Raw genomic sequence first — 24,852 nt, 5'->3', positions numbered from 1 at the left:
CCTTTAATGAAACGCGCTTTATTCAGGCATCTTCAGCGGGCTTGGCGAAATGATCACGCCGTTGTTATCCGCATAAACATAGTGACCCGGGTGGAAAGTCACACCCGCGAAGGTCACGGCAATATTGAGTTCACCCACACCGCGCCGGTCGGTTTTCATCGGGTGACTGGCCAGAGCCTGAACCCCCAGATCGGTTTGCGCGATGACGTCGACGTCGCGAATGCAACCGTAGATCACCAGCCCTTCCCAACCGTTACTGGCGGCTTTCTCGGCCAGCAGGTCGCCCAACAGCGCGCGGCGCAGGGAACCGCCACCGTCGACCACCAGCACTTTACCGTTACCCTTGAGCGCGACTTGCTCCTTGACCAGCGAATTATCTTCGAAGCATTTGATGGTCACGATTTCGCCGCCGAAAGAATCACGGCCACCGAAATTGCTGAACATCGGTTCCAGCACCTGCACCAGCTCCGGGTAGGCATCGCAAAGATCAGGCGTGAGGTAATGGTTCATCGAGAAACTCCTGTGAAAAGGAAGACAATCGAGTAGGCAGCATACGCGGACCAAGGCTCAACGGCTGCAAACGCGCCGATCGAGTCAATCACCAAAAGTGACCAGAACCGCTTAATGCGTCATATCTTAGCCGCAAGCCGTTCCGAGCGAAATGCCCTTGTTAGAGCATCAGGCTCAAATTGCCGCGGCCAAATCCGGCTTTCCACCCAGCAAAGGCGTCTGTTGATCTGCCAGCCAACGCGCCACCAAAGGCCAGACTTCCGTCTGCGCAGCCTTGCTGACAAGCATTTCCACATGACCGAAATTATCGCCAAAGCCTTGCTCGCGGCCAAGGGTGATGAATTGCTTGTGCTCGGAGCCGACCTGATCGAACAGCTTGCGGCAGGCCCAGGTCGGGTCCTGATGATCGCCCGCGGCACTCACGGCCAACACCGGTAACTGAACCTCGGCCAAACCCGCCCACCAGTCCTTGTCGGCATCGCCAAAACGCCCGAACAGCCCGTACCAGCGCATGCTTTCCAGGGCCAGGCCAATCGGCTCGTCCTCCGGGCCGCGCTTGAGCCGCGAACCTGACAGTTGGGCAAACCGCTTGAGGATGAAGCGCCCGCTCCACTCCACCGGTGGAAACTTCAACGGCCAGTAGGTACGGCTGACCTGCGTACCGAAGAACGCCGCAGACGCGACGACAGGCTCGCCGATGTATTCTCCACCCAACGCCGCCGCCAGCGTAATGCCGCCCAGCGAGTGACCGACCCAGTGTGGGACCTGGCCGCTTTGCTCGCGAACGAACGCGCCAATGGCCGGCAAATCGTAACGCGCGTAGTCGGCGACGCGGTTTTTGCGATAGTCCTGATTGCGCTGAGACAGACCATGACCGCGCATTTCCGGAATCCATACATCGAACCCCAGGCGCGTCAGATAAGCCCCCAACCCCAGACCTTTGGGAGAGAACCAGAACCGTCGATTGGAAAAGCTGCCGTGCAACAGAATCACCGGCACGCCACGCACCGTCGGCTCATCGGCCAGGCCGAGGCGTGTCACAGCCAGTTCGACGGTGCCGTCGGGGCTGTTGCCGGGTTTCAAACGATAGACGTCTTCGCTCAAATCACCGCGCCGTTCGGCGCTGATCAGGGCGACAGGAAATAGGTTGCTGCTGCTTTGCATAATGCTCTTGCACAAAAAAGGGCGGCATCCAGAGGAGCCCGCCCTACTTGAATATCTGAAAGAGCCGGCCAGTGTGGGAGCGAGCCTGCTAGCGAAGGACGCCAGAACAACGCGTTTATCCAGCAAGTACGCGTTATCGTTTACGACCATCGCGAGCAGGCTCGCTCCCACAGAGAGCGGCCCGTCCACACCATCAGGCCGAAGCCTGACCTTCAGCCAGGAAGAACCAGGTTTCCAGCACGGAATCGGGGTTCAGCGAAACGCTTTCGATGCCCTGCTCCATCAGCCATTTGGCCAGATCAGGGTGGTCCGAAGGGCCCTGACCGCAGATGCCGATGTACTTGCCGGCCTTGTTGCAGGCCTGAATAGCATTGGCCAGCAGCTTCTTGACCGCAGGATTACGCTCGTCGAACAGGTGCGCGATGATCCCGGAGTCACGGTCCAGACCCAGTGTCAGCTGGGTCAGGTCGTTGGAGCCGATGGAGAAGCCGTCGAAGAACTCGAGGAACTCTTCAGCCAGGATCGCGTTGGACGGCAGCTCGCACATCATGATGATGCGCAGACCATTCTCGCCGCGAGCCAGGCCATTTTCGGCCAACAGATCGATCACTTGGCTGGCTTCGCCGAGGGTACGAACGAACGGCACCATGATTTCGACGTTGGTCAGGCCCATCTCGTTGCGCACGCGCTTGAGGGCGCGGCACTCGAGTTCGAAGCAGTCACGGAACGATTCGCTGATGTAACGCGAAGCGCCACGGAAGCCCAGCATCGGGTTTTCTTCTTCCGGCTCGTAGAGCTTGCCGCCGATCAGGTTGGCGTATTCGTTGGACTTGAAGTCCGACAGACGCACGATGACCTTTTTCGGGGTGAACGCAGCAGCCAGGGTGCTGATGCCTTCAACCAGTTTGTCGACATAGAAGCCAACAGGATCGTCATAACCGGCGATGCGCTTGTCGACGCTGTCCTTGATTTCTTGCGGCAGGCCGTCGTAGTTCAACAGCGCCTTGGGGTGCACGCCGATCATGCGGTTGATGATGAATTCCAGACGGGCCAGGCCCACACCGGCGTTCGGCAGCTGCGCGAAGTCGAAGGCGCGGTCCGGGTTGCCGACGTTCATCATGATCTTGAACGGCAGATCCGGCATGGCATCCACGGAGTTTTTCTTGATGTCGAAGCCCAGCTCGCCTTCGAAGATGTAACCGGTGTCGCCTTCAGCGCAGGAAACGGTCACGCCCTGGCCGTCTTGCAACAGTTGGGTGGCGTTGCCGCAACCGACCACGGCCGGGATGCCCAGCTCGCGGGCGATGATTGCCGCGTGGCAGGTACGACCGCCACGGTTGGTGACGATGGCGCTGGCGCGCTTCATCACCGGTTCCCAGTCCGGGTCGGTCATGTCGGACACCAGCACGTCGCCGGGCTGGACTTTGTCCATCTCGGACACGTCCTTGATGATGCGGACCTTGCCGGCGCCGATGCGCTGGCCGATGGCGCGACCTTCCACCAGCACGGTGCCGGTTTCTTTCAACAGGTAGCGTTCCATGACATTGGCCGAAGTGCGGCTCTTCACGGTTTCAGGACGGGCCTGAACGATGTAGAGCTTGCCGTCGTCGCCGTCTTTGGCCCATTCGATGTCCATCGGGCACTTGTAGTGCTTCTCGATGATCATCGCTTGCTTGGCCAGTTCGCTGACTTCGGCGTCGCTCAGGCAGAAACGTGCGCGATCAGCCTTGTCGACGTCGATGGTCTTGACCGATTTACCGGCCGTGGCGACTTCGCCGTAGATCATCTTGATGGCTTTGCTGCCCAGGTTGCGACGCAGGATGGCCGGACGACCGGCTTCCAGCGTGCCTTTGTGGACATAGAATTCATCCGGGTTCACGGCGCCTTGCACGACGGTTTCACCCAGGCCGTAGGCGCCGGTGATGAACACCACGTCACGGAAGCCCGATTCGGTATCGAGGGTGAACATCACGCCGGCGGTGCCGGTTTCGGAGCGGACCATGCGCTGCACGCCGGCCGACAGGGCAACCAGCTTGTGGTCGAAGCCCTGATGGACGCGGTAGGAAATCGCACGATCGTTGAACAGGGAAGCGAACACCTCTTTAGCGGCGCGAATAACGTTTTCGACACCACGGATGTTCAGGAAGGTTTCCTGCTGACCGGCGAAGGAAGCGTCCGGCAAGTCTTCGGCAGTTGCGGAAGAGCGCACGGCAACGGCCATGTCTGGGTTACCGGCCGACAGCGTGGCGAACGCGGTGCGGATCTCGGTATTGAGCTTCTCTGGGAATTCGGCTTCCATGATCCATTGACGGATCTGGGCGCCGGTTTTGGCCAGGGCGTTGACATCGTCGACATCCAGCGCGTCGAGGGCTGCGTGGATCTGATCGTTCAGACCGCTCAGCTCCAGGAAATCACGATACGCCTGAGCTGTCGTGGCGAAGCCACCGGGCACCGATACACCGGCACCTGCAAGGTTACTGATCATCTCGCCCAGGGATGCGTTCTTGCCCCCCACATGCTCTACATCATGGACGCCGAGCTTATCGAGGGAAACTACGTACTCTACCAAGGTGATCTCTCCACTAACTGTGTTGGAAAAGCTCAGAAGCCGGCGACTCGGGGGAGCATTTGCCGGCTGTATGGCCTGGACCTGGAAAATAAGTGAGAATGCTGGCCACTGGCGGCCGACAAATCGCGCCTACTATATCCAAGATATCGAAACTAGCTTAAGGCCCAAGGTGCAAATGAAACGATCTGCTTTCTTTATCTCCGATGGCACGGGCATTACGGCCGAAACCCTCGGTCAAAGCCTGTTGGCGCAGTTCGAAAACATTGCCTTCAGCAAAATCACGCGGCCCTACATCGACAACGCGGATAAAGCGCGGGCCATGGTACAACAAATCAACAAAGCCGCCGAAAACGATGGTTTTCGTCCGATTATTTTCGACACCATCGTCAATCAGGACATTCGTGAGATCCTCGCGACATCGAATGGTTTCATGATCGACATTTTCTCGACCTTCCTGGCGCCACTGGAACAGGAACTGACCGAGCATTCTTCCTACACCGTCGGCAAATCCCACTCCATCGGTGGCAACTCCAATTACATGGAGCGCATCGAGGCGGTGAACTTCGCCCTCGACAACGACGACGGCGCCCGCACCCACTATTACGACAAAGCTGACCTGATACTAGTGGGTGTGTCGCGCTGTGGTAAAACCCCGACGTGTTTGTACATGGCCATGCAATTCGGCATCCGCGCGGCCAATTACCCGCTGACCGAAGACGACATGGAGCGCCTGCAACTGCCAACCGCCCTGCGCGCCCATCATCACAAGTTGTTCGGCCTGACCATCGACCCGGACCGGCTTACAGCCATCCGCAATGAGCGCAAGCCCAACAGCCGCTATTCAAGTTACGCGCAGTGCGAATTCGAAGTGCGCGAGGTGGAGAATCTGTTTCGCCGCGAGAACATTGCCCACATCAATTCCACGCATTTCTCCGTGGAAGAAATCTCTGCGAAGATTCTGGTAGAGAAAGGTGTGGAGCGGCGGTTCAAGTAGTTATTCAGCGTCTGTCAGGCCGCCATCGCGAGCAGGCTCGCTCCCACATTGGATCGTTGTCGTACACAAAACTTGTGTTCACTGGAGATCGACTGTGGGAGTGAGCCTGCTCGCGATGAACGATTACGCAGTCTCTGTTATTGCTCCGACCAATGCTTCAAACCCTCGAATCAACAATCCATCATCCCCCGCCGAATTACACACACTCGCCCGAATGAACTGCGGCACTGCCCCATGCCCGACCGCAAACGCCTCGGCGGTGGCGACCAGGTAATTGTTCTCCTTGAGTTCCGCCGCAATCTGCGACGCCCGCCACGGTTCAGGCACTTCGATCCAGAAGTGCGGGCTATCGGGATGGGTTTTGTACGCCACGCCCTCCAACACCCCACTGACCAACGCCTTGCGCCGACCGATCTCGATAATCTGCTGAGTCAGCAACTGCGCCGCACTACCGTTTTCGACCCAAAGGCTCGCCACTTCCAGCGCCAACGGACTGGCCATCCAGCACGTTCCGCGTACCGCCGCGCTCAAGCGCCCGATCAACGGTTGCGGCGCATGCAGATAACCGACGCGCAACCCCGCCGAAACCGCTTTGCTCAGGCTGCCGATCAACACCGAGCGCTCCGGGGTGAAATAACTCAAGGGTAACGGTCGCTGCAGAGCCAACACCGCGTGGGCTTCATCCTCAAAGATCAGCAGATTGTGCTGCCGACAGACCTCGGCAATCGCCTCACGCCGTGGGACAGACATCACCGCCGCCGTAGGATTCTGGATCGTCGGTGTGCAATACAGCGCCGACACACGATGGTTGCGGCAAAGGTCTTCCAGCGCATCCGGCATCAGCCCTTCGTCATCCATTGCGACGCCGATCAGTTTGATCCCAAGCATGCGCGCGACGCTGATCAACCCCGGGTAAGTCAGGTGCTCCGTGACCACGGTATCGCCCGCCTTGAGCAGCCCCATCAAGGCACATAACAGACCGTGCTGGCCGCCGTTCACGCATACGATCTGCTCGGCGTCCGGCACAAATTGCAGGTGCCGCAACCAGTGCGCACCCGCCGCACGATGGCGTAGCGATCCGGCATCGGCGGTGTAGCCGCTGATGCAGAAACACGGCTCGGCGATCAGCGTCATTACCTACAACACGCTGCCGATTGGCATTGCGGGCTTGATGCTGTTTGTCGCGGGGCTGAATGTCGAAGCGCCGGTGTTCGATGGGATCAGCCTGCGCTCCTGGGGCGCCCTGCTCTACCTGGGACTGGTGGCGTCGGTGGGAGGGTTTATCGTTTATTTTTTGCTGCTCAAGCGGTTGAGCCCGATCATTTTGTCGTTTGTGTTCATCATTTTTCCGGTGTTCGCGGTGGTGATCGGCGCTTGGTATGAGGGGCAAAGCCTTTCGCGAGAGTTGATGGTTTATTCGGCGATCTTGTTGACCGGGTTTACGATCACCAAACTGCCGCTGGAAAAATGGCTGACACGGACCTTGTAGGAGCCAGCGGTGCGGCGATCCGACTTGCCGGCGAAGGCGTCCTTGAGTGCGCCTTCACCGGCAAACCTGGCTCCTACCGGGGGAGTGTGTTCAGTCAGATCACGAACAGGTCCATGAAGCGATTCACCGGCGTCGCCTCAAGCGCTGCCTGGTCCTTGCACAGTGCAAAAATCTCGGCGCTGCGCTGGGCGGGGAAGCGCGTCGCCAGGTTGGCCTTGAACTTGTCTTCCAGCAATGGAATGCCATCGACGCGGCGACGACGATGGCCGATCGGGTATTCCACCACCACGTTTTCGGTGCTCGAACCGTCCTTGAAAAACACCTGCACGGCATTGGCGATTGAGCGTTTGTCGGCTTCCAGGTATTCGCGGGTATAGCGCGGCTCTTCAACGATGACCATTTTGTCGCGCAGCACGTCGATGATCGGATGCGCGACGTGAAAGTGGTCCTCGTACTGCTCGGCCACCAGATCGCCGAACACCAGGGGAACGGCGGTCATGTACTGGAGACAGTGATCGCGGTCGGCGGCGTTGGCCAGCGGGCCGACCTTGGAGATGATGCGGATCGCCGATTCGTGGGTGGTGATGACGATCTTGTCGATTTCGTGCAGGCGATTCCTGACCAAGGGGTGCAAGGTGACGGCGGCCTCGCAGGCCGTTTGCGCGTGAAACTCGGCAGGAAAGCTGATCTTGAACAGCACGTTTTCCATCACGTAGCTGCCGAACGGCCGGGAGAAGCTGAAGGCACGTTTGTCTTCAGGCTTGAGCGCCAGATCGTTGTTGGTGTGGCTGAACAACACGTCGTAGAACCCCCATTGTCTGGCGGTCAGCACACCGGGAATACCCATCTCCCCACGCATCGCAATGTCCGCCAGACGCACGCCACGACTGGATGCATCCCCCGCTGCCCAGGATTTACGCGACCCGGTATTGGGCGCATGCCGGTAAGTACGCAGCGCCTGGCCGTCGGCAAAGGCATGGGACAACGCCGACAGCAGTTGCTCGCGATTGGCGCCCATGAGCTTGACGGTGACGGCGGTCGAGGCGACTTTCACCAGGATGACGTGATCGATACCGACACGATTGAAGGAATTTTCCAGCGCAATCACGCCTTGAATCTCATGCGCCATGATCATCGCTTCCAACACCACACGAATGGTCAGCGGTGCATCGCCATTGGCCAGGCGTTTTTGCGACAGGTGGTCAGCCACCGCGAGAATGGCACCGAGGTTATCAGACGGATGACCCCATTCGGCGGCGAGCCAGGTGTCGTTGTAATCGAGCCAGCGAACGATGCAACCGATGTCCCACGCCGCTTTGACCGGATCGAGACGGTAACTGGTGCCCGGCACGCGAGCACCGAAGGGAACGACCGTGCCTTCGACGATGGGGCCCAGGTGTTTGGTGCATTCGGGAAAACGCAGCGCCAACAGACCGCAGCCGAGGGTGTCCATCAGGCAATTGCGGGCGGTATCAAGCGCCTCGGTAGAGTCGATTTTGAAGTTGAGGACGTAGTCAGCGATGTCCTGCAGGACCGTGTCGTAGTCGGGGCGGTTGTTCAGGTCGACGTTGGCGCTCATGTTCGATTCACTCGGTCAGTGGTTCGCTGATGGGACCTCGGTTCAGGATCAATCTCTGGCTGCACTGCTTTCTTATTGTCGGAACGGGATTAAATGTAGGAGCTGCCGAAGGCTGCGATCTTTTGATTTTGCTTTTAAAAGGCAAGATCAAAAGATCGCAGCCTTCGGCAGCTCCTACAAGGGGTATGTGTGTTTAGAAAGAATCCCCCGGCACGCGGACATAACCTTCCATCAACACCCGCGCACTGCGGCTCATGATGGCTTTGTTCACGGTCCATTCACCGTTGACCTGGCTGGCCTCGGCGCCCACGCGCAAAGTGCCGGAGGGATGACCGAAGCGCACCGCGTTGCGTTCGATGCCGCCCGCCGCCAGGTTCACCAACGTGCCGGAAATTGCCGCCGCCGTGCCGATGGCCACCGCTGCCGTGCCCATCATCGCGTGATGCAGTTTGCCCATGGACAGCGCGCGCACCAGCAAATCAATGTCGGTGGCGGCGATCTTTTTGCCGCTGGAGGCAATGTAATCCGAAGGTTTGGCGACGAACGCCACCTTCGGGGTGTGCTGACGCTTGGCTGCTTCGTCCAGATGCTCAATCAGCCCCATACGCAGCGCACCGTAAGCGCGGATGGTTTCGAACATCGCCAGGGCCTTCAGGTCGCCGTTGATCGCGCCCTGCAACTCGGTGCCGGTGTAACCGATGTCTTCGGCATTGATGAAAATGGTCGGGATGCCAGCGTTGATCAGGGTCGCCTTGAGCGTACCAACGCCCGGCACTTCGAGGTCATCCACCAGATTGCCGGTGGGGAACATCGATCCACCGCCACCCTCTTCTTCCGCCGCTGGGTCGATGAATTCAAGCTGCACTTCGGCCGCCGGAAAGGTCACGCCGTCGAGTTCGAAATCGCCGGTTTCCTGCACCTCACCGTTAGTGATCGGCACATGGGCGATGATGGTCTTGCCGATATTGGCCTGCCACACGCGCACCACCGCCACGCCGTTGTGCGGAATGCGGCTGGAATCCACCAGGCCATTGCTGACCGCGAACGAACCGACTGCCGCCGACAAGTTGCCGCAGTTGCCACTCCAGTCGACGAAAGGCTTGTCGATGGAGACCTGACCGAACAGGTAATCGACGTCATGGTCGGCCTTGAGGCTTTTCGACAGGATCACGGTTTTGCTGGTGCTGGACGTCGCACCGCCCATGCCGTCGATTTGCTTGTCGTATGGGTCGGGGCTGCCGATTACTCGCAGCAATAACGCATCGCGAGCCGGGCCGGGAATCTGTGCCGCTTCGGGCAGGTCTTTCAGGCTGAAGAACACGCCTTTGCTGGTGCCGCCACGCATATAGGTGGCGGGGATTTTAATTTGAGGTGCGTGAGCCATTGGTGCTCCTTATAGACGGACACGGGCCTGAAACCCCGTGTCCGCACTTCGTGATTTAGACGGCGACCGCCGATTCTTCGAGGAAGTCCTGGGCGAAACGCTGCAACACGCCGCCGGCCTCGTAGATCGACACTTCTTCGGCGGTGTCGAGGCGGCAGGTCACCGGCACTTCGACGCGTTCGCCATTCTTGCGATTGATCACCAGCGTCAGCGTCGCACGCGGAGTGCGGTCGCCGATCACGTCGTAGGTTTCGCTGCCGTCGATGGCCAGGGTGTGACGGTCGGTGCCCGACTGGAACTCCAGCGGCAACACGCCCATGCCCACCAGGTTGGTGCGGTGGATGCGCTCGAAACCTTCAGCGGCGATCGCTTCCACACCCGCCAGACGCACACCTTTGGCCGCCCAGTCGCGGGACGAACCCTGGCCGTAGTCGGCACCGGCGATGATGATCAGCGGCTGCTTGCGCTCCATGTAGGTTTCGATCGCTTCCCACATGCGCATCACCTGGCCTTCCGGCTCGACCCGCGCCAGGGAACCCTGCTTGACCTTGCCGTTTTCCCGGACCATTTCGTTAAACAGTTTCGGGTTGGCGAAGGTCGCGCGCTGCGCGGTCAAATGGTCGCCGCGGTGAGTGGCGTAGGAGTTGAAGTCTTCTTCCGGCAGGCCCATTTTCGCCAGGTATTCACCGGCGGCGCTGTCGAGCATGATCGCGTTGGAAGGCGACAGGTGATCGGTGGTGATGTTGTCCGGCAGCACCGCCAACGGGCGCATACCCTTGAGCGGGCGAGCGCCGGCCAGCGCGCCTTCCCAGTACGGCGGACGGCGGATATAGGTGCTCATCTCGCGCCAGTCATACAGCGGCGCGACCTTCGGACCGGTGTCTTCGTGGATGGCGAACATCGGGATGTACACCTGACGGAACTGCTCCGGTTTCACCGAGGCCTTGACCACCGCGTCGATTTCTTCGTCGCTCGGCCAGATGTCTTTCAGACGGATTTCCTTGCCATCGACCACGCCCAGCACATCTTTTTCGATGTCGAAACGGATGGTCCCGGCAATGGCGTAAGCCACCACCAACGGCGGCGAAGCCAGGAACGCGTTTTTCGCGTACGGGTGAATACGCCCGTCGAAGTTGCGGTTACCGGACAGCACTGCGGTGGCATACAGATCGCGGTCGATGATTTCCTGCTGGATCACCGGGTCCAGCGCGCCAGACATGCCGTTGCACGTGGTGCAGGCGAAGGCCACGACGCCGAAGCCCAGTTGCTCCAGTTCTGTAGTCAGCCCGGCTTCATCCAGATACAGCGCCACGGTTTTCGAACCCGGCGCCAGCGAGGATTTGACCCATGGCTTGCGGGTCAGCCCGAGTTTGTTGGCGTTGCGCGCCAGTAGGCCAGCGGCAATCACGTTGCGTGGGTTGCTGGTATTGGTGCAACTGGTGATCGCGGCGATGATCACCGCGCCATCCGGCATCTGGCCGGGTACATCGTCCCACTGGCCGGAAATACCTTGGGCCGCGAGATCGGACGTGGCGACGCGGGCGTGCGGGTTGCTCGGGCCAGCCATGTTGCGCACCACCGAGGACAGATCGAAGCTCAACCCGCGCTCGTATTGCGCGCCTTTCAGGCTGTCAGCCCAAAGGCCGGTCTGTTTGGCGTAATTTTCGACCAACTGCACTTGCTCGTCTTCACGGCCGGTGAGTTTCAGGTAGTCGATGGTCTGCTGGTCGATGTAGAACATTGCCGCCGTGGCGCCGTATTCCGGGGCCATGTTGGAAATGGTCGCGCGGTCGCCCAGGGTCAGCGCCGAAGCCCCTTCACCGAAGAATTCCAGCCATGCACCGACGACTTTTTGTTTGCGCAGATATTCGGTCAGCGCCAGCACCATGTCGGTAGCGGTGATGCCCGGTTGCAGCTTACCGGTCAGCTCGACACCGACGCTTTCCGGCAGACGCATCCACGATGCGCGACCAAGCATCACGCTCTCCGCTTCCAGGCCACCAACACCAATGGCGATCACGCCCAGCGCATCGACGTGCGGTGTGTGGCTGTCGGTGCCGACGCAAGTATCGGGGAAGGCCACGCCGTCGCGCACCTGAATCACCGGCGACATTTTCTCCAGGTTGATCTGGTGCATGATCCCGTTGCCCGGCGGGATCACGTCGACGTTCTTGAAGGCTTTTTTGGTCCAGTTGATGAAGTGGAAACGGTCTTCGTTGCGACGGTCTTCGATGGCGCGGTTCTTCTCGAACGCCTCGGGATCGAAGCCTCCGCGCTCAACGGCCAGAGAGTGGTCGACGATCAACTGAGTCGGCACCACCGGGTTCACTTGCGCCGGATCGCCGCCTTGCAGGGCGATGGCATCGCGCAGGCCGGCGAGGTCGACCAAGGCAGTCTGGCCAAGAATGTCATGGCACACCACGCGGGCGGGAAACCATGGGAAGTCGAGGTCGCGCTTGCGCTCGATGAATTGTTTGAGCGATTCGGTGAGCGTGGCCGGGTCGCAGCGACGCACAAGGTTTTCCGCCAGCACGCGGGAGGTGTACGGCAAGGTGTCGTAGGCGCCAGGCGAAATGGCCTCGACCGCCGCGCGGACGTCGAAATAATCCAGATGGCTGCCGGGCAGCGGTTTGCGGAATTTTGTGTTCATCGTCAGGACTCGGTCACGGTGGTTTCAAAGAGTGGGCGGCAGGCGCAGTTCCCGAAATGAACAAAACCCACTGTGGGAGCGAGCCTGCTCGCGATAGCGGTGTATCAGTCGACATTGATGTTGAATGTCAATCCGTCATCGCGAGCAGGCTCGCTCCCACAGGGTTTCCGGTTTCTTCAGTAGCCAGCGTCAGCGCCCTCCCCCAGTCAGCGTTGTTCGATTGGCACGAACTTGCGCTGTTCGACGCCGACGTATTCGGCGCTCGGGCGGATGATGCGGTTATTGGCGCGTTGTTCGAACACGTGTGCAGCCCAGCCGGTCAGGCGCGAGCAGACGAAGATTGGCGTGAACAACTTGGTCGGAATGCCCATGAAGTGGTACGTCGACGCATGGTAGAAGTCGGCGTTCGGGAACAGTTTTTTCTGTTCCCACATGGTCTTGTCGATGGCTTCGGACACCGGGAACAACACCGTGTCGCCCACTTCGTCAGCGAGTTTTTTCGACCAGGCCTTGATCACCTCGTTGCGCGGATCGTTGTCCTTATAGATCGCGTGACCGAAGCCCATGATCTTGTCCTTGCGCGCAAGCATGTCGAGGGTGCCTTCGACGGCCTCTTCCGGCGACGAAAAGCGCTCGATCATTTCCATCGCCGCTTCGTTGGCGCCGCCGTGCAGCGGGCCGCGCAGGGAGCCGATGGCCGCCGTGATGCAGGAATACAGATCCGACAGCGTCGAGGCGCACACCCGGGCGGTGAAGGTCGACGCATTGAACTCGTGTTCGGCGTAGAGGATCAGCGAAACGTTCATCACCTTGACGTGCAACTCGCTCGGTTTCTTGTCGTGCAGCAGGTGCAGGAAATGGCCGCCGATGCAGGCTTCGTCGGTCACGCAATTGATGCGTTTGCCGTCGTGGCTGAAGCGATACCAGTAGCACATGATCGCCGGGAACGCGGCCAACAGGCGGTCGGTTTTGTCGTGCTGTTCGGAGAAGTCCTGCTCCGGCTCGATGTTGCCCAGAAACGAGCAACCGGTGCGCATCACGTCCATCGGATGAGCGTCGGCGGGGATGCGTTCCAGCACTTCTTTCAGCGCTTGCGGCAGGTCGCGCAGCTTGCTCAGTTTCTCGGTGTAGGCAGCCAGTTGCGCCTTGGTCGGCAGCTCGCCGTACAGCAGCAGGTAAGCCACTTCTTCGAATTGTGCGTCTGCCGCCAGTTCGCGAACATCATAGCCGCGATAGGTCAGGCCAGCGCCCGACTGGCCCACGGTGGACAGTGCGGTTTGCCCGGCCACCTGGCCACGGAGCCCGGCGCCACTGAGTACTTTTGCTTCGGCCATTGCTGTCTCCAATTTTTTTGAATTTGTCAGGGAATCGGCAAATTGTGTTTCATCAGGTTCTTTGTGATGCCGAAAGATCGCAGCCTCGCTTCGCTCGACAGCTCCTGCATTGACCGCGTTCACAGCAGCCCTGTAGGAGCTGTCGAGTGAAACGAGGCTGCGATCTTTTGATCTTTATTTCTTTGCAGCAAACAACGCATCGAGCTTCTGCTCAAAGGTGTGGTAATCGATGCGATCGTAAAGCTCCATGCGCGTCTGCATGGTGTCGATCACGTTCTGTTGCGTGCCGTCGCGGCGGATCGCCGTGTAGACGTTTTCCGCAGCTTTGTTCATGGCGCGGAACGCCGACAGCGGGTACAGCACCAGCGACACGTCGGCAGCGGCGAGTTGCTCGGTGGTGTACAGCGGCGTCGCGCCGAATTCGGTGATGTTGGCCAGGATCGGCGCTTTCACGCGGCTGGCGAACAGTTTGTACATCTCAAGCTCGGTGATCGCTTCCGGGAACACCATGTCGGCGCCGGCTTCGATGCACGCCGCGGCGCGATCCAGCGCAGATTCAAGACCTTCCACCGCCAGCGCATCAGTGCGCGCCATGATCACGAAGCTGTCGTCGGTGCGGGCATCGACGGCCGCTTTGATGCGGTCGACCATTTCCTGCTGCGAGACGATCTCTTTATTAGGACGGTGACCGCAGCGCTTGGCGCCGACCTGGTCTTCGATGTGGATCGCCGCTGCGCCAAACTTGATCATCGACTTCACGGTACGGGCAACGTTGAACGCCGAGGAACCGAACCCGGTGTCCACGTCCACCAACAGTGGCAAGTCGCAGACGTCAGTGATGCGGCGCACGTCGGTCAGCACGTCATCCAGACCGGTAATCCCCAGGTCCGGCACGCCGAGGGAGCCGGCAGCCACCCCGCCACCCGACAGGTAAATAGCCTTGAAACCGGCGCGCTTGGCCAGCAATGCGTGGTTGGCGTTGATCGTGCCAACCACTTGCAGCGGATGTTCGCTGGCGACCGCATCGCGGAAACGCTGGCCTGGAGTGCTCTTGTTGGAACTCATGACTCACCTCGTTCAGTGGCTGTCGGGTTAGCGCCGTCCTGGTAGTGACGGGCGATATTGCGTTTGGAGGCGCCGATGTGACGGCGCATCAACAACTCGGCCAATTCACCGTCACGGTCGGCGATGGCATCGAGAATTCGGTGGTGTTCGGCAAACGCCTGGCGCGGCCGATTGGGCGTGGTGGAAAACTGGATGCGGTACATGCGCACCAGCTGATAGAGCTCACCGCAAAGCATCTGGGTCAGGGTGCGGTTGCCGCTGCCCTGGATGATCCGGTAATGAAAGTCGAAATCGCCTTCCTGCTGGTAGTAACCGACACCGGCCTGAAACGCCGCATCGCGCTCGTGTGTTTCGAGCACCCGGCGCAGTTCGTCGATTTCTTCGACCGTCATGCGTTCAGCCGCCAGACGGCACGCCATGCCTTCCAGGGATTCGCGAATTTCGTAGAGTTCCAGCAGTTCGGCGTGGCTCAGCGACACCACCCGCGCCCCGACGTGCGGCACGCGAACCAGCAGGCGCTGGCCTTCCAGACGGTGAATGGCCTCACGCAGCGGCCCGCGGCTAATGCCGTAGGTGCGCGCCAGCTCCGGCTCGGAGATCTTGCTGCCCGGGGCGATTTCGCCCTTGACGATGGCCGCCTGAATACGTCGGAAGACGTTTTCGGAAAGTGTTTCCGAGTCGTCCTGAATCGTGACCGGGGGATCGAGTTGATCCAGCATATTGTCGACACCTTGAAAACCAATGCCGCAAAAACTAGCGAATATGGCCGTTCACGTCAAAGGATAATTCGATATTGTCGACAATCGTCTAATAACCACGCTGCACCATAAGGAAGCAACACCTCAAGTTATAGCCGCCGGCCAGCGCTGGCGCCATAAACCCACCGTGCTAGAATGCCGCCCGCATTTGCTTGTCATCTGCATTGCCTGTCATAAAAAGCAGATAGGCATACGAGGGAGCTTGTGCAGCAATGCCAGGGCCTTGAATTGAAGAACGGACCGCTGCGCACCAGGATTTATGAGACTCAAGCCCTTCACCACATTCCTTTGTCTTTTTGGCCTGCCAGGTTTCGCCGCGGCAGGGGAAAAGACTGTGTACGGCCTCAATGAGTACGCTTCGCTGGACGGCATCAATCTGGAAGTCGCCGCCAAACTCGACACCGGGGCGAAAACCGCTTCGCTGAGTGCCCGCGACATCAAACGTTTCAAACGCAATGGCGAATCCTGGGTGCGCTTCTATCTGGCTATCGACGCCGCGCATTCGCACCCGATCGAACGACCGCTGGCCCGTGTCAGCAAGATCAAGCGCCGGGCCGGTGACTACGACCCGGAAGAAGGCAAAAAGTACACCGCCCGTCCGGTCATCGAGCTGGATATCTGCATGGGTTCGGCTTTACGCAGCATCGAAGTGAACTTGACCGACCGCAGTGCCTTCCAATACCCGCTCCTGATCGGCTCCGAAGCGCTCAAACGCTTCGATGCGCTGGTCGATCCCAGTCTTAAATACGCTGCTGGCAAACCCGCCTGCGCCACCGACGCACATACCGCAGAGTAATTCCAATGCGCTCTCTTACCCTCCATCTGAAACTGCTGATCGCCATCCTGGTGGTGCTGGGCATTTCAGTTACGGCCTATCAGATTTTCGTGCTCGGAATTCCGGTGACCGAAGACGCTACCGACGACTTGTGGAACATCGACGCCAAGGTCGAGTTCGTCGCCAATGCCAAGGATCCGATCAAAATTCAGATGTTCGTGCCACCGCTGAGCCGCGACTACGTGAGCCTCAACGAGAGTTTCATTTCCAATAATTACGGCGTGGCGGTGAACCGTGTCGACGGCAACCGGAAGGTCACCTGGTCGGCGCGCCGCGCCAAGGGCAACCAGACCCTTTATTACCGACTGGTGCTGACCAAGCGCTACAGCGGCGAAAAATCCAAGGTCAAAGGCCCGACCTTCCGCGACAGCATCGCCGTCGAAGGCCCGGAAAAAATCGCCGCCGAAGCCCTGCTCGCGCCGATCCGCCAACACTCGGCAGACGTTGAAACCTTCATCGGCGAAGCCATCAAGCGCGTCAACAACCTTAACGACGACAACGTGAAACTGCTGCTGGGCGGCGATCCGTCCACCGCGAACAAAGCCAAAATCGTCGAGTTGGTACTGTCCATCGCCCACGTGCCGATCGAAAAGGTCCACACCATCCGCCTGGTGGCTGACCAACCACAGATGCCTGAACTCTGGTTGCGCAGCTTCAACGGCACTGACTGGCTGTACTTCAACCCGGAAACCGGCGAACAGGGCCTGCCCACCGACCGCTTGCAGTGGTGGACCGGCGATGAAAACCTGATAACCGTCGATGGCGGCAAAAAAGCCACCGTCACCTTCAGCCTGAACAACAGCGAAATGAACGCCATTCGCCTGGCCAAGCTGACCGACGAAAATTCCGACGCCAACTTCCTCGAATACTCGCTGTACGGCTTGCCGCTGCAAACCCAACAGACGTTCATGATCATGGTGATGATCCCGATCGGCGTGCTGGTGATCCTGATTCTGCGCAACCTGATCGGCATTCAGACACTCGGCACCTTTACCCCGGTGCTGATCGCCCTCGCCTTCCGGGAAACCCAGCTCGGTTTCGGCATCGTGCTATTTACGATCATCACGACGCTGGGGCTGTCGCTGCGCTCCTACCTTGAACATTTGAAGCTGCAAATGCTGCCGAGGCTATCGGTGGTGCTGACCTTCGTGGTGGTGCTGATCGCGGCGATCAGCCTGTTCAGCCACAAACTCGGCCTGGAACGCGGCTTGTCGGTGGCGCTGTTCCCGATGGTGATTCTGACCATGACCATCGAACGCCTGTCGATCACTTGGGAAGAGCGCGGGGGCGGCCATGCCATGAAAGTGGCGATCGGTACCCTGTTCGCCGCCTCTTTGGCGCACCTGATCATGAGCGTGCCTGAGCTGGTGTACTTCGTGTTCACCTTCCCGGCGATCCTGCTGATTCTGGTGGGCTTCATGCTGGCCATGGGTCGCTATCGCGGTTACCGCCTGACCGAACTGGTGCGCTTCAAGGCTTTCCTCAAGAAGGCTGACGCCTGATGTTCGGTCTCTGGAAAACCTGGAAAGCCCTGGAGGCCCGGGGCATCATGGGGATCAATCGGCGCAACGCAGACTACGTGCTCAAGTACAACAAGCGCAGCCTGTACCCGATCGTCGATGACAAGATCATCACCAAGGAGCGCGCCATCGCCGCCGGCATCCACGTGCCGGAGCTGTACGGGGTGATCTCCACCGAGAAGGAAATCGACAACCTCAGCGAGATCATCGGCGGGCGTACCGATTTCGTGGTCAAACCAGCCCAGGGCGCCGGCGGTGACGGCATTCTGGTGATCGCAGACCGCTTCGAGGGCCGCTATCGCACGGTGTCGGGCAAGATCATCAGTCACGAGGAAATCGAGCATCAGATTTCCAGCATCCTGACCGGCCTGTATTCGCTCGGCGGTCACCGCGACCGCGCGCTGATCGAGTACCGCGTGACCCCGGACCAGATCTTCAAAAGCATCAGCTATGAAGGTGTGCCGGACATTCGCATCATCGTGCTGATGGGCTATCCGGTGATGGCCATGTTGCGCCTGCCGACTCGCCAGTCCGGCGGCAAGGCCAACCTGCACCAGGGCGCCATCGGCGTCGGTGTCGATCTGGCCACAGGCCTGACATTGCGCGGCACCTGGCTGAACAACATCATCAACAAACACCCGGACACCACCAACGCTGTGGACGGCGTGCAACTGCCCTACTGGGACGGTTTCATGAAGCTCGCGGCCGGCTGCTATGAGCTGTGCGGGTTGGGTTACATCGGTGTCGACATGGTGCTCGACCAGGAGAAAGGGCCGTTGATTCTTGAGCTTAACGCCCGGCCCGGCTTGAACATTCAGATCGCCAACGACTGTGGCTTGACGTTACGTACCCATGCGGTCGAAGCGCGGCTGGAAGAATTACAGGCCCGCGGGATAATCGAAACCGTGGAGGAACGCGTGGAATTCGTTCAGGAAATGTTTGGGCATATTCCTGCGGTTGAGGGCTGACCTGTGGCGAGGGGGCTTGCCCCCCGTTCGGCTGCGCAGCAGTCGTCAAATCAGGGAGACTGGATGGGGCCGCTTCGCTGCCCAACGAGGGCAAGCCCCCTCGCCACAAGTAAACCTCCCTCGCCACGGATGTATCTCTTGCCGACATCCCCTCTAGGAGCAAATCCCGCAGAGGACTACAATCGCTCCCCCGCCTAGTTGGCTGATCTGCCCCGCCCATGCTGACCTGTTCCGTACACCCGCTGCCCTATCGCGCCAACCCCGCCGAATACTTCGCGGCGATTCGTCATGCCCCCGGTGCCGTGCTGCTCGACAGCGGCCGGCCGAGCGCCGAGCGTGGGCGTTATGACCTGCTCAGCGCCTGGCCGCTGGAACAACTGGCTGTATTACCGGATGAAAGCGGCAGCCATTTCCTGCAACGCCTTCGCGACACTCTGAAGCGACTCGGTAAAGCCACTGTTTCTTTCGATCTGCCTTTCGCCGGTGGCCTGATCGGTTATCTGAGCTATGACTTCGGCCGGCATCTGGAAAACCTGCCGAGCCAGGCGCGGGACGACCTGCAATTGCCTGACGCACGTTTCGGGCTGTACGACTGGGCCCTGATCAGCGATCACCACTTGGCCACCAGCCAACTGGTGTTCCACCCGGCGCTGATCGACAGCGAGCGGCAGCGGCTGCTCGAATTGTTCACGCAACCAGCACCTCAGAAAATCGAGCCTTTCAAACTGGACAGCCCGATGAGCGCCGACCTGAGCGCCAACGACTATCGACAAGCCTTCGAACGCATTCAGCAGTACATCCAGGCCGGCGACTGCTATCAGGTCAACTTCGCCCAGCGCTTTCGTGCGCAATGCCAGGGCGATCCATGGGCCGCGTACTGCGCGCTGCGGGCGGCGTGCCCGACACCTTTTTCCGGTTTCCAGAGCCTACCCGACGGCGACGCCGTGCTGAGCCTGTCGCCGGAGCGTTTCGTCAAAGTCAGCGAACGCCACGTCGAAACCCGTCCGATCAAAGGCACCCGCCCCCGCGGCCTGACTGCAGTTGAAGATGCGGCGAACGCCGCCGAACTGCTGGCCAGCCCCAAGGACCGCGCGGAAAACCTGATGATCGTCGATTTGCTGCGCAACGACCTCGGCCGTACCTGCCGCATCGGCTCGGTGCGGGTGCCGGAGTTGTTCAGCCTGGAAAGCTATCCGAACGTGCATCACCTGGTGAGCAGCGTTACCGGCGAGCTTGCGGATAACAAGGATGCGCTGGACTTGATTGCCGGCAGCTTCCCCGGCGGCTCGATTACCGGAGCGCCAAAGATTCGCGCGATGCAGATTATTGATGAGTTGGAGCCGACCCGTCGTGGATTGTATTGCGGTTCATTGCTGTACCTGGACGTGCGCGGCGAGATGGACAGCTCCATCGCCATCCGTAGTTTGCTGGTCAAGGATGGACAGGTGTGCTGCTGGGGTGGCGGCGGGATCGTCGCGGATTCGGACTGGCAGGCGGAATATCAGGAATCGATAACCAAGGTGAAGGTGCTGCTGGATACTTTGCGGGGCCTTTAAAAGCTTCGCGGGCAAGCCTCGCTCCTACAGGATTTGTGTCGTTCGCCGGAAATCCTGTAGGAGCGAGGCTTGCCCGCGAAGACGTCCTCGAAAACGACTACAAACTCAACGCCCGATTCGAAGCCTTGATGAACTCTTGCTTCAACTCCGCAAAGCTGTGCACCGCCGGGAACTGTGGAAACTCGCGAATCACATTGTCCGGCGCATGGAATAGAATCCCGGCATCCGCCTCGCCCAGCATCGTCGTATCGTTGTAGGAATCCCCCGCCGCGATCACCCGATAATAGAGGCTCTTGAAAGCCAACACTGACTGACGCTTGGGATCTTTCTGACGCAACTGATAGCCCGTGACCCGACCGGCATCGTCGGTAATCAGACGATGGCAAAGCAAGGTCGGGAAGCCCAGTTGACGCATCAGCGGTTGGGAGAATTCGTAAAAAGTGTCCGACAGAATCACCACCTGAAAGCGCTCACGCAGCCAGTCGACGAATTCGCTGGCGCCTTCCAGAGGCTTTAGCGTGGCGATCACTTCCTGGATGTCGGAAAGCTTCAGGCCGTGCTCGTCGAGAATCCGCAGGCGCTGCTTCATCAACACGTCGTAGTCGGGAATGTCCCGAGTGGTGGCCCTGAGGGAGTCAATCCCGGTTTTTTCGGCAAAGGCGATCCAGATTTCCGGGACCAGCACACCTTCAAGATCCAGACAGGCAATTTCCACAAGACACTCCCATTTTGTACTGTTTATTGAGTCGAGCGAGCAAAAGGACTGCCGAACTCTAGCGGCTCGCCTTCCTCTGTGCAACGCAGAGGGCGCACCAGCTGCCGCAGGATTTTGTTACCATCAGGCATATATAGAGCGCCCAGCGCCACCGACCTGTAGGAAGCCGCCCTGATGAGCCCATCGTTCGATGTCGTGGAACTCGCCACGACCTATGCCAACAAATCCGCCCAGGACATCCTGAAACTCGCATTCGCCGAGTTCGGCGATGACCTGTGGATATCTTTCAGCGGCGCCGAGGATGTGGTGCTGGTGGACATGGCCTGGAAGCTGAACAAGAACGTCAAGGTGTTCAGCCTCGACACCGGCCGCTTGCACCCCGAGACCTATCGCTTTATTGAACAGGTGCGCGAGCACTACAAGATCGATATCGAAGTGGTATCGCCGGACTACACCAAGCTCGAACCTTTCGTGAAGGAAAAGGGCCTGTTCAGTTTCTACAAGGACGGTCATGGCGAGTGCTGCGGCATCCGCAAGATCGAGCCGTTGCGTCGCAAGCTGTCGGGCGTGACCGCCTGGGCCACCGGCCAGCGTCGGGACCAGAGCCCGGGCACCCGCAGCGCGGTCGCGGTGCTGGAAATCGATACCGCGTTCTCCACCCCGGAACGCACGCTGTACAAATTCAACCCGCTGGCGCAAATGACCAGCGAAGAGATCTGGGGCTACATTCGCATGCTGGAGCTGCCGTACAACAGCCTGCATGAGCGCGGCTTCATCAGCATCGGTTGCGAGCCTTGCACCCGTCCGGTGTTGCCGAACCAGCATGAGCGCGAAGGTCGTTGGTGGTGGGAAGAAGCCACGCAGAAAGAATGCGGGCTGCATGCCGGGAACATCATCAGCAAATCCAAGGCTTAAAAATCACAGTCTTAAACCGCGTTATCGTTCATCGCGGGCAAGCCTCGCTCCCACAGGTTTTGTGTCGTTCTGTGGGAGCGTGGCTTGCCCGCGATGGCGACACCTCGGTCCCAAGCCAGGCTCAAAGCGCACTGAACCGCTGCCCCAACCCCTGCTCCGCAAACTGCTCAATGATGAAATCGACAAACGCCCGGGTCTTGCCCGGTAGCAGTTTGTGCTCGGCGTAATAAATGGAGATGTTGCCGTCATCGACGTACCAGTCAGGCAACACCCGCTGCAACGTCCCCGCCTCCAGATAACCCACGGCAAACGGCACGCTCACCAACGCAATGCCCAACCCCTGAGCCGCCGTGGCGCAGGCGGCTTCCGAATCGCTCATGGTCATCCGCGCCTTGAGTGTCAGCGGGCTGTGTTGCCGGGTGCGACTGGTCAATTGCCAGGAACGCACGCGCCCCGTCTGCGGCGAGCGTATCAAGATGCCGTCGTGGTATTTGAGGTCGTCGGGGTCGACGATCGCCTCGTGCTTCGCGAGGTACTCGGCTGAAGCCACCAACACCCGATGGGCGGGCGTCAGCTTGCGCGCCACCACGCCCTGAGGCAGTTCGAACCCGCCACCAATCGCCGCATCGAAACCCTGGCCGATCAGGTCGACCTGGCGGTTATCGAAATGCCAGTCCGGGTTGATCGCCGGAAAGCGCTGCAGAAACTCGCCCAGCAACGGCACGATGTACAAGCACCCGAACACTGTGCCCATGCTGACTTTCAATGTGCCGGCGGGACGTCCTTCGGCGCTGGCCAGGTTGGCCACGGCATTCTGGATCGTGTGCAGGCTGGCGCTGACTTCGCCGAGAAACAGCTGACCGGCCTCAGTCAGCGTCAGGCTGCGCGTGCTGCGCTGGAAAAGCCGCACACCCAGTCGCGCCTCCAGCTTGGCAACGCTCTTGCCCACCGCCGCCGGCGTCAGGCTCAAGCGCCGCGCCGCTTCGGCGAAGCTGCCAACCTCGGCGCTACGCACGAAGCATTCGATACTGCTGAACGTTTCCATAAGCGTCACTATAAACTTCTGGTTTACACAGACTATAGCAATGACGGTCTACCCGCGAAGTAGTGCGAAGCCGATACTCGACTCCGACAACAAGGCAGCCCGCCTTGAATTTCTGGAGATCGACATGACCACTCAACACCTCAGCGGTAAAGTAGCTCTGATTCAAGGTGGTTCACGCGGCATCGGTGCTGCCATCGTCAAACGCCTGGCCGCCGAAGGCGCTACGGTCGCCTTCACTTACGTCAGCTCTACCGCCAAAGCCGAAGAGTTGCAAAACAGCATCACCAGCGCAGGCGGCAAAGCCTTGGCCATCAAGGCCGACAGCGCCGATGCCGTCGCGATTCGCAATGCCGTTAAGGTCACCGTCGAAGCCTTCGGTGGCCTGGACATCCTGGTCAACAACGCAGGCGTTCTGGCTATCGCACCGCTGGAAGACTTCAAACTCGAAGACTTCGACCAGACCCTGGCGATCAATGTGCGCAGTGTGTTCATCGCCACTCAGGAAGCGGCCAAGCATATGACCGAAGGCGGTCGCATCATCAACATTGGCAGCACCAATGCCGAGCGCATGCCCTTCGCCGGTGGTGGCCCGTACGCCATGAGCAAATCGGCGCTGGTCGGCTTGACCAAAGGCCTGGCCCGCGACCTCGGCCCACGGGGTATCACCATCAACAACGTGCAACCGGGCCCGGTCGACACCGACATGAACCCCGCCAGCGGCGACTTTGCTGAAAGCCTGATCCCGCTGATGGCTGTGGGTCGTTACGGCAAAGTGGAAGAAATCGCCAGCTTCGTCGCTTATCTTGTCGGTCCCGAAGCCGGCTACATCACCGGTGCCAGCCTGACCATCGACGGTGGTTTCGGCGCCTGATTCAGGTCACTGTGGGAGCGGGCTTGCTCGCGAAGGCGTCATGTAGGAGCTGCCGAAGGCTGCGATCTTTTGATTTTGGCTTTGTTGATTGATCGGGGTGCAGGCAAGGGCAAGATCAAAAGATCGCAGCCTTCGGCAGCTCCTACACGCCCTCTTCGCGAGCAAGCCCGCACATTTATACCGGCGTTAAGCCCACTCAAGTGCCGGCAAGCCACATGCGCTGGGCTTGAACGCCTTCAACGTACGGAGAATGCCATCGGCGTGTGCGTACTTTTCGTCGGCCATCGCCGCATCCGGAATCGCAATCGCCGTCATCCCTGCCGCTTTCGCTGCGGTAACGCCGAACGGCGAATCCTCGAACACCAGGCAATCCTCAGGCGCGATACCCAGGCGCCGCGCCGCCGTCAGGAAGATATCCGGCGCCGGTTTGGCCGCGCCCACTTCCGGGTCGTCAGCGGTGACGATGAAATCGAACAGCGCGAACCACTCACGGTGCAAGGTGGTTTTCTCGCCGAACGACTGACGTGAAGAACTGGTGCCCACCGCAATAGGAATGTTGTTGGCCTTCAAGTGCCTAACCAGCTCCTCTGCGCCAGGCATCGCCAGCGCCGTCGGAAAACGCTCGCGCATCAGCGGTTCGCGGATCACCAGAAACTCTTCGGCTGTAATTGGCAGGTCCAGTGCCTCGACCACATAGCGCGCTAGATCACCCGCGCCACGACCGATGATGTTCTGTTTGACGCTCCAGTCGAAGGTCCGGCCATAACGCCCGGCAATAATGGACGTGACCTCGGTGTAAATGCCCTCGGTGTCCAGCAGCAAGCCGTCCATGTCGAAAATCACGGCCTTGATCGGGCCGAACTCATCCAAGGGTGCATTCATCGCATCTGATCCGTTTTCTCATGACATCCCAGGAGCGGCTAAGGCACGC

General features: G+C 59.7%; 19 protein-coding genes and 2 pseudogenes. 8 read left to right on the top strand and 13 right to left on the bottom strand.

Translation table 11 applies throughout. From position 1 onward, the window contains the following. Window positions 1-18 precede the first annotated feature (18 nt). The 3 genes from rraA to ppsA all read right to left on the bottom strand — a co-directional run bounded on the left by rraA (window position 19) and on the right by ppsA (window position 4,243). Window positions 19-510, bottom strand: coding sequence for a ribonuclease E activity regulator RraA (rraA, locus tag ACZ89R_RS27515; protein WP_007902085.1), 492 nt, complete (start codon window positions 508-510; stop codon window positions 19-21). A gap of 174 nt (window positions 511-684) precedes the next feature. Beyond that, window positions 685-1,674 (bottom strand): alpha/beta fold hydrolase, encoded by a 990-nt coding sequence (locus tag ACZ89R_RS27510; protein WP_429547510.1) that lies wholly within the window; start codon window positions 1,672-1,674, stop codon window positions 685-687. Between the two features lie 193 nt (window positions 1,675-1,867). Next, the gene (ppsA, locus tag ACZ89R_RS27505) at window positions 1,868-4,243 is read right to left on the bottom strand and encodes a phosphoenolpyruvate synthase (RefSeq protein WP_401172874.1); all 2,376 of its coding nucleotides are present in this window, start codon (window positions 4,241-4,243) and stop codon (window positions 1,868-1,870) included. A 175-nt stretch (window positions 4,244-4,418) separates the two neighbouring features. Here ppsA and ppsR point away from each other — a divergent pair, with 175 nt between their 5' ends. Next, window positions 4,419-5,237 carry a posphoenolpyruvate synthetase regulatory kinase/phosphorylase PpsR gene (gene ppsR / locus ACZ89R_RS27500; protein ID WP_123496393.1) on the top strand — a complete coding sequence of 273 codons (819 nt, stop codon included), beginning with the start codon at window positions 4,419-4,421 and terminating at the stop codon, window positions 5,235-5,237. 123 nt (window positions 5,238-5,360) lie between these two features. Here the strand turns inward: ppsR and ACZ89R_RS27495 are convergent. Further along, window positions 5,361-6,341 (bottom strand): annotated as a pseudogene (locus ACZ89R_RS27495) (aminotransferase-like domain-containing protein); the annotation flags it as partial. A gap of 1 nt (window position 6,342) precedes the next feature. On the opposite strand from ACZ89R_RS27495, the pseudogene ACZ89R_RS27490 reads away from it, so the two are divergent. Then, window positions 6,343-6,726 (top strand): annotated as a pseudogene (locus tag ACZ89R_RS27490) (EamA family transporter); the annotation flags it as partial. 94 nt (window positions 6,727-6,820) lie between these two features. Here the strand turns inward: ACZ89R_RS27490 and prpD are convergent. The 6 genes from prpD to ACZ89R_RS27460 form a co-directional block, all read right to left on the bottom strand. Further along, a complete protein-coding gene (gene prpD / locus ACZ89R_RS27485; RefSeq protein ID WP_429547511.1) occupies window positions 6,821-8,305 on the bottom strand; it encodes a 2-methylcitrate dehydratase in 1,485 nt (494 codons plus the stop codon). A gap of 193 nt (window positions 8,306-8,498) precedes the next feature. Beyond that, window positions 8,499-9,689, bottom strand: a complete 1,191-nt coding sequence (prpF, locus tag ACZ89R_RS27480) for a 2-methylaconitate cis-trans isomerase PrpF (protein WP_429547512.1) — start codon at window positions 9,687-9,689, stop codon at window positions 8,499-8,501. A 55-nt stretch (window positions 9,690-9,744) separates the two neighbouring features. Further along, the gene (gene acnD / locus ACZ89R_RS27475; protein ID WP_429547513.1) at window positions 9,745-12,339 is read right to left on the bottom strand and encodes a Fe/S-dependent 2-methylisocitrate dehydratase AcnD; all 2,595 of its coding nucleotides are present in this window, start codon (window positions 12,337-12,339) and stop codon (window positions 9,745-9,747) included. A 206-nt stretch (window positions 12,340-12,545) separates the two neighbouring features. Further along, window positions 12,546-13,673, bottom strand: coding sequence for a bifunctional 2-methylcitrate synthase/citrate synthase (gene prpC, locus ACZ89R_RS27470; RefSeq protein WP_429547514.1), 1,128 nt, complete (start codon window positions 13,671-13,673; stop codon window positions 12,546-12,548). 174 nt (window positions 13,674-13,847) lie between these two features. Further along, window positions 13,848-14,738 (bottom strand): methylisocitrate lyase, encoded by an 891-nt coding sequence (prpB, locus tag ACZ89R_RS27465; protein ID WP_007902093.1) that lies wholly within the window; start codon window positions 14,736-14,738, stop codon window positions 13,848-13,850. Continuing rightward, on the bottom strand, window positions 14,735-15,454 hold the full coding sequence (locus ACZ89R_RS27460; protein ID WP_177319500.1) for a GntR family transcriptional regulator: 720 nt from the start codon (window positions 15,452-15,454) through the stop codon (window positions 14,735-14,737). The genes prpB and ACZ89R_RS27460 overlap by 4 nt, the downstream gene beginning before the upstream one ends. A gap of 301 nt (window positions 15,455-15,755) precedes the next feature. Here ACZ89R_RS27460 and rloA point away from each other — a divergent pair, with 301 nt between their 5' ends. The 4 genes from rloA to pabB all read left to right on the top strand — a co-directional run bounded on the left by rloA (window position 15,756) and on the right by pabB (window position 20,375). Beyond that, window positions 15,756-16,292 carry a retropepsin-like aspartic peptidase RloA gene (rloA, locus tag ACZ89R_RS27455; protein ID WP_007902103.1) on the top strand — a complete coding sequence of 179 codons (537 nt, stop codon included), beginning with the start codon at window positions 15,756-15,758 and terminating at the stop codon, window positions 16,290-16,292. Between the two features lie 5 nt (window positions 16,293-16,297). Next, window positions 16,298-17,833 (top strand): osmotic stress tolerance membrane protein RloB, encoded by a 1,536-nt coding sequence (gene rloB, locus ACZ89R_RS27450; protein ID WP_123496383.1) that lies wholly within the window; start codon window positions 16,298-16,300, stop codon window positions 17,831-17,833. Continuing rightward, window positions 17,833-18,819, top strand: a complete 987-nt coding sequence (locus ACZ89R_RS27445) for an alpha-L-glutamate ligase-like protein (RefSeq protein WP_123496381.1) — start codon at window positions 17,833-17,835, stop codon at window positions 18,817-18,819. Before rloB ends, ACZ89R_RS27445 begins: the two co-directional genes overlap by 1 nt. A gap of 218 nt (window positions 18,820-19,037) precedes the next feature. Then, entirely contained in the window at window positions 19,038-20,375 is a 1,338-nt protein-coding gene (gene pabB / locus ACZ89R_RS27440; RefSeq protein ID WP_429547515.1) for an aminodeoxychorismate synthase component I, read from the top strand. A 97-nt stretch (window positions 20,376-20,472) separates the two neighbouring features. Here the strand turns inward: pabB and thrH are convergent, their stop codons facing one another. Continuing rightward, window positions 20,473-21,090: a bifunctional phosphoserine phosphatase/homoserine phosphotransferase ThrH gene (gene thrH, locus ACZ89R_RS27435; RefSeq protein WP_008074130.1), complete on the bottom strand. Its 618-nt coding sequence runs from the start codon at window positions 21,088-21,090 to the stop codon at window positions 20,473-20,475. A gap of 174 nt (window positions 21,091-21,264) precedes the next feature. Here thrH and ACZ89R_RS27430 point away from each other — a divergent pair, with 174 nt between their 5' ends. Further along, a complete protein-coding gene (locus ACZ89R_RS27430; protein ID WP_008074131.1) occupies window positions 21,265-22,005 on the top strand; it encodes a phosphoadenylyl-sulfate reductase in 741 nt (246 codons plus the stop codon). A 121-nt stretch (window positions 22,006-22,126) separates the two neighbouring features. Here the strand turns inward: ACZ89R_RS27430 and ACZ89R_RS27425 are convergent, their stop codons facing one another. Beyond that, the gene (locus tag ACZ89R_RS27425; RefSeq protein ID WP_429547516.1) at window positions 22,127-23,050 is read right to left on the bottom strand and encodes a LysR family transcriptional regulator; all 924 of its coding nucleotides are present in this window, start codon (window positions 23,048-23,050) and stop codon (window positions 22,127-22,129) included. 124 nt (window positions 23,051-23,174) lie between these two features. Between ACZ89R_RS27425 and ACZ89R_RS27420 the strand changes: the two genes are divergently transcribed. Continuing rightward, window positions 23,175-23,921: a 3-oxoacyl-ACP reductase family protein gene (locus ACZ89R_RS27420; RefSeq protein ID WP_123496375.1), complete on the top strand. Its 747-nt coding sequence runs from the start codon at window positions 23,175-23,177 to the stop codon at window positions 23,919-23,921. A gap of 186 nt (window positions 23,922-24,107) precedes the next feature. Here ACZ89R_RS27420 and ACZ89R_RS27415 read toward each other — a convergent pair whose 3' ends face one another. Next, the gene (locus ACZ89R_RS27415; protein WP_429547517.1) at window positions 24,108-24,803 is read right to left on the bottom strand and encodes an HAD-IA family hydrolase; all 696 of its coding nucleotides are present in this window, start codon (window positions 24,801-24,803) and stop codon (window positions 24,108-24,110) included. Between the last annotated feature and the right edge of the window lie 49 nt (window positions 24,804-24,852).

The organism is Pseudomonas sp. TE3728, from assembly GCF_056279145.1.
This window is presented reverse-complemented; position numbering and strand designations above follow the sequence as displayed.

What these genes read in the sequence shown, in the direction of transcription:
- pabB (WP_429547515.1), top strand. Translation starts at nt 19,038, where the DNA reads ATGCTGACCTGTTCCGTACACCCGCTGCCCTATCGCGCCAACCCCGCC.
- ACZ89R_RS27415 (WP_429547517.1), bottom strand. Translation starts at nt 24,803, where the DNA reads ATGAATGCACCCTTGGATGAGTTCGGCCCGATCAAGGCCGTGATTTTC.
- ACZ89R_RS27430 (WP_008074131.1), top strand. Translation starts at nt 21,265, where the DNA reads ATGAGCCCATCGTTCGATGTCGTGGAACTCGCCACGACCTATGCCAAC.
- ACZ89R_RS27425 (WP_429547516.1), bottom strand. Translation starts at nt 23,050, where the DNA reads ATGGAAACGTTCAGCAGTATCGAATGCTTCGTGCGTAGCGCCGAGGTT.
- prpC (WP_429547514.1), bottom strand. Translation starts at nt 13,673, where the DNA reads ATGGCCGAAGCAAAAGTACTCAGTGGCGCCGGGCTCCGTGGCCAGGTG.
- acnD (WP_429547513.1), bottom strand. Translation starts at nt 12,339, where the DNA reads ATGAACACAAAATTCCGCAAACCGCTGCCCGGCAGCCATCTGGATTAT.
- rloA (WP_007902103.1), top strand. Translation starts at nt 15,756, where the DNA reads ATGAGACTCAAGCCCTTCACCACATTCCTTTGTCTTTTTGGCCTGCCA.
- ACZ89R_RS27510 (WP_429547510.1), bottom strand. Translation starts at nt 1,674, where the DNA reads ATGCAAAGCAGCAGCAACCTATTTCCTGTCGCCCTGATCAGCGCCGAA.
- rloB (WP_123496383.1), top strand. Translation starts at nt 16,298, where the DNA reads ATGCGCTCTCTTACCCTCCATCTGAAACTGCTGATCGCCATCCTGGTG.
- ppsR (WP_123496393.1), top strand. Translation starts at nt 4,419, where the DNA reads ATGAAACGATCTGCTTTCTTTATCTCCGATGGCACGGGCATTACGGCC.
- prpF (WP_429547512.1), bottom strand. Translation starts at nt 9,689, where the DNA reads ATGGCTCACGCACCTCAAATTAAAATCCCCGCCACCTATATGCGTGGC.
- ACZ89R_RS27420 (WP_123496375.1), top strand. Translation starts at nt 23,175, where the DNA reads ATGACCACTCAACACCTCAGCGGTAAAGTAGCTCTGATTCAAGGTGGT.
- prpD (WP_429547511.1), bottom strand. Translation starts at nt 8,305, where the DNA reads ATGAGCGCCAACGTCGACCTGAACAACCGCCCCGACTACGACACGGTC.
- rraA (WP_007902085.1), bottom strand. Translation starts at nt 510, where the DNA reads ATGAACCATTACCTCACGCCTGATCTTTGCGATGCCTACCCGGAGCTG.
- prpB (WP_007902093.1), bottom strand. Translation starts at nt 14,738, where the DNA reads ATGAGTTCCAACAAGAGCACTCCAGGCCAGCGTTTCCGCGATGCGGTC.
- ACZ89R_RS27445 (WP_123496381.1), top strand. Translation starts at nt 17,833, where the DNA reads ATGTTCGGTCTCTGGAAAACCTGGAAAGCCCTGGAGGCCCGGGGCATC.